This window comes from Micromonospora sp. URMC 107 (assembly GCF_051386315.1).
Classification (GTDB): Bacteria; Actinomycetota; Actinomycetes; order Mycobacteriales; family Micromonosporaceae; genus Micromonospora.
The window spans coordinates 1-4,149 of the sequence record NZ_JBPQTK010000008.1 but is presented as its reverse complement, the minus strand read 5'-3'; the positions used below and the strand labels follow the sequence as shown (position 1 = coordinate 4,149).

4 protein-coding genes are annotated in these 4,149 nt (G+C 73.6%); all 4 read left to right on the top strand.

Features of this window, described 5'->3' with window-relative positions; genetic code table 11:
- The first annotated feature begins 58 nt into the window (after positions 1–58).
- Positions 59–994, top strand: coding sequence for a TauD/TfdA family dioxygenase (locus tag ACSNN9_RS03100; protein ID WP_436671091.1), 936 nt, complete (start codon positions 59–61; stop codon positions 992–994).
- 27 nt (positions 995–1,021) lie between these two features.
- On the top strand, positions 1,022–1,828 hold the full coding sequence (locus tag ACSNN9_RS03095) for a thioesterase II family protein (protein ID WP_436671090.1): 807 nt from the start codon (positions 1,022–1,024) through the stop codon (positions 1,826–1,828).
- A gap of 36 nt (positions 1,829–1,864) precedes the next feature.
- On the top strand, positions 1,865–3,043 hold the full coding sequence (locus ACSNN9_RS03090) for a class I SAM-dependent methyltransferase (RefSeq protein ID WP_436671089.1): 1,179 nt from the start codon (positions 1,865–1,867) through the stop codon (positions 3,041–3,043).
- 239 nt (positions 3,044–3,282) lie between these two features.
- The gene (locus tag ACSNN9_RS03085) at positions 3,283–4,086 is read left to right on the top strand and encodes an SGNH/GDSL hydrolase family protein (RefSeq protein WP_436671088.1); all 804 of its coding nucleotides are present in this window, start codon (positions 3,283–3,285) and stop codon (positions 4,084–4,086) included.
- The last annotated feature ends 63 nt before the right edge of the window (positions 4,087–4,149 follow it).

The window sequence follows — 4,149 nt, the reverse complement described above, 5'->3', positions numbered from 1 at the left end:
CGGCGCCACGGACCCTGCAACGGATCGCACAGCCTCAGACGGTGAGGAGCCCCCTGGAATGACCGCGCACGCGAGCTGGAAGCCGCTGGAGATCACCCCGGAGAGCGCCGGCTGCGCGCCGAGCGCCGAGGGCCTGGTCGGCCACCTCCGCGAGCTGGACCTGGCGGAGGTGCTCACCGCCGAGAAGGCGCTCGTCTTCCGTGGCTTCGGGGTGCGCCCGGAGACCCTGGACCCGGTGATGGACCTGCTGCTGCCGAGGCGACTGGCCTACGTGCACGGCAACTCGCCCCGTACCAAGGTGGGCCGCAACGTCTACACCTCCACCGAGTACCCGGCCCGCTACACGATCTCGATGCACAACGAGCTGTCGTACGCCGCCCGGTGGCCCGCCCGGCTGCTCTTCTTCTGCCAGATCGCGGCCGAGACCGGCGGCGCCACCCCGGTCGTCGACGCCGCGCTGTGGCTCGACTCGCTGGACCCGCAGCTGCGCGCCGACTTCGCCGGTGGCCTGCGCTACCAGCAGAACCTGCACGACGGCATGGGGCTGGGCAAGAGCTGGCGGGAGACCTTCGAGACCGACAGCCGCGACGAGGTCGAGGAGTTCCTCGCCGGCGCAGGCGCCACCTGGGAGTGGACCGCCGACGGACTGCGGGTGACCCAGCTCCGGCCGGCCACCCTCCGGCACCCGGTCACCGGCGCCGAGGTGTGGTTCAACCAGGCGGACCAGTGGCACCCGGCCGGCCTGGACGACGACATCGCCAGGGTGATGACCCAGGTGATGGGGCCGGACGAGCTGCCCCAGTCGGTGACCTTCGCCGACGGCTCCCCGATCCCCGACGAGTACGTCACCCAGATCCGCGACCGGGGCCTGGCGGCCGCGGTCGACGTCGACTGGCGGGTCGGCGACCTGCTGCTGATCGACAACGTGCTCACCGCGCACGGCCGGCGCCCCTACACGGGTGACCGCCGGGTGCTGGTGGCGATGTCGGACTGACCGGCGCGACCGAGGAAGGTGCCCCCGATGTCCCCGCCCCGCCCCGCCGGCGGTGATCCGTGGCTGCGGGTGTTCCGGGGTGGCGCGCACGCGGGGCTGCGGTTGGTGTGCCTGCCGCACGCCGGCGGCTCGGCCGGCTTCTTCCAGTCCTGGGCGGCCCGGCTGCCGGACTCCGTCGACCTGCTCGCCGTCCGCTACCCGGGCCGGCAGGACCGGCTCTCCGAGCCGTGCGTCGAGGAGATGGACCCGCTCGCCGAGCGGGTCACCGAATCGCTCACGCCGTACCTGGACCGCCCCCTCGCCCTGTTCGGCCACAGCATGGGCGCCTCGGTCGCCTACGAGGTGGCCATCCGGCTGGAGGACCGGCTCGGGGTCGTGCCGAGGGTCCTGTTCGTCTCGGGGCACGGCGCGCCGCACGTCACCCGCCTCGACCAGCGCCCCGACGACCTCGACGACGAGGAGTTCCTCGCCCGGATCGCCGCGCTCGGCGAGGTGGATCCGGTGGTCTTCCGCTCGCCGAAGCTGCGGGAGCTGGTCGTGCCGGCGCTGCGGGCCGACCTTCGGCTGATCCACGGCTACCTGCCGCGCGCGGCGCGGGCCGTGTCCGCGCCGATCAGCGCGTACCTCGGCACCGGGGACCCGGCCTGCGACCGGGAGTCGGTCTCCGCCTGGGCGGAGCTGACCACCGGCGGCTTCCGGCTGCGGGCGTTCCCCGGCGACCACTTCTACCTCGTGCCGGCGCGGGCGGAGCTGCTCGCGGACCTGACCGCGCAGCTCGACGGCCGGCCGACCACACCCCGTGCCGCGGCGACCGTGACCGGGCACCTGACCTGACCGGCACCGCCGGATGAGCACCGTGGAGGGCGCATCGTGACCGCACCGGACGTCGAGGCGACGCCGTCGCCGCTCGTGGACGTGGACCAGGAACGCCATGCGCGGTTCCGGGCCTCCTTCGAGGCGGTGACGGACTTCGGGCGGCGGCTGCTGGCGGCCCGGCTGGCCGCCGCGGGCGTACTGCCCGCTGCCGGGACCACCGCCGGCCGGGACGAGATCCTGGCCCGCCTCGCGGTGGCGTCCGGCTACCAGCGGCTCGGCGACGCCCTGCTCGACCTGCTCGAACGCGCCGACCTGCTGCGTCGGCGGGACGACCGGCTCGCCGTGACGGAACGGGCCGCCGAGGCGGCCGGGCTCGCCTCGGACGACGTGGTCGACGCGACGGCGACGGCGCTGCGGCGCGAGCACCCGGAGGCCGCCGGGTACGTGCCGCTGCTGGTCGCCTGCCAGACGCAGCTCGTCGAGGTGGTGCGGGGCGACCGGCCGGCGAACGAGGTGCTCTTCCCGGGCGGCTCGGCCGACATGGTCGCCGCGATCTACCGCGACAACGTCCAGCTCGACTTCTACAACCGGCTCTGTGCCGCGCGTGTGCAGCAGCACGTCCGGCAGTTCCTGCGGCGCTATCCCCGGTCCTTCGCCCAGGTCATGGAGGTGGGGGCGGGGACCGGTGGCACCACCGGGCCGGTGCTGGACGCCCTGGCGGACCGCGCGGAGCGGCTGCGCTACTTCTACACCGACGTGGGGCCCGCGTTCCTGCGGCTGGGGCGGCAGCGCTTCGGCGTCACCCGGCCCCACGTCGACTTCGCCCGCTACAACGTGGAGGGGGCGCCCGAGGACCAGGGCTTCGAGCCCGGTTCGATGGAGGTCGTCCTGGCCAGCAACGTCCTGCACGCCACCCTGCGGATCTCCGCCGCGCTGCGGCACTGCCACGCGTTGCTCAAGCCGGGCGGCATCCTGGTGGTCAACGAGATGACCAGCCGCCTCGACTACAACACGCTGACCTTCGGCCTGGCCGAGGGGTGGTGGCGGCACGCGGACGACGAGCCGCGGCTGGCGGCGTCCCCGCTGCTGGACGTGGCGGGCTGGCGGGCCGCGCTGGGCCGGGCCGGCTTCGTCGACGTGCAGGCGCACGCCGTGCCCGGGCTCGACGCCAGCGAGCAGGTGCAGACGATGTTCGTGGCGACGGCCGCCGGCCCGGGCGGTTCGTCCCGCTGACGTTCCGCCCGCCCGCGCACCCCTGGACCGGGGCCGCCCCCGTCGAGCCGTGAGCCCCGCAACCGGCGTACGGCCGAGGCCCCGGTCCGGGGCGTGCCACCCCTGCCGGCGGGCGGCCCGGGTACGGAAACCCGGTACATCTTTGCCGCTACCCCTAAATCTTTCGGCAAGATCTTTCGTTCACAAATATTCGGTGATATCAATCTCGCACTCGATTCCTCCTACCCCCGGAGTGCGACGTGCGGAGAACCCGTCTCGTTTCCCTCGCCCTGAGCCTGGCCACGGCTCTCGGCGTCAGCCTCACCCTGGCCGCGCCCGCCCAGGCCGCAGCCACCGACCGCTACGTGGCGCTCGGTGACTCGTACGCCTCGGGCGTGGGCGCCGGCAGCTACACCAGCGAGAGCGGCTCCTGCCAGCGCAGCACCAACGCCTACCCGGCCCTGTACGCCGCCAACATCAAGCCGGCGTCGTACCGCTCGGTCGCCTGCTCCGGTGCCACCACCACCAGCGTGATCAACACGCAGCTGTCGGCGCTCAGCTCCACCACCACCCTGGTCAGTGTCACGGTCGGCGGGAACGACGTCGGGTTCGCCAGCATCATGTCCACCTGCGTGCTCCAGGGCACCACCCAGTGCGTCGCCGCCGTCCAGGCCGCCGAGGACAAGGCCCGCGCCCAGCTGCCCGGCCTGCTGCGCAACGTCTACAACGGCATCAAGACCCGGGCCCCCAACGCCCGCGTGGTGGTCGTCGGCTACCCGGTCTTCTACCAGCTCGGCACGGTCTGCGTCGGCCTGAGCGCCACCTCGCGGGCGAAGATCAACGAGGGCATCAACCTGGTGGACGACATCACCCGCAGCGCCGCCGTCGCCGCCGGCTTCAAGTTCGCCGACGTGCGGTCGCAGTTCGTCGGGCACCAGCTGTGCAGCTACGGCGAGAAGTGGCTGCACGCGCTCAACTACGCCAGCCTCGGCGTCTCGTACCACCCGACCGCGGCCGGCCAGTCCGGCGGCTACTACCCGGTCTTCCGCTCCGTCGCGGGCTGACCGGCACCCTCTCCGTCCGGGCGGACCCCGCCCCGCCCCCCTCGGGGCCGGGACCGCCCGGAC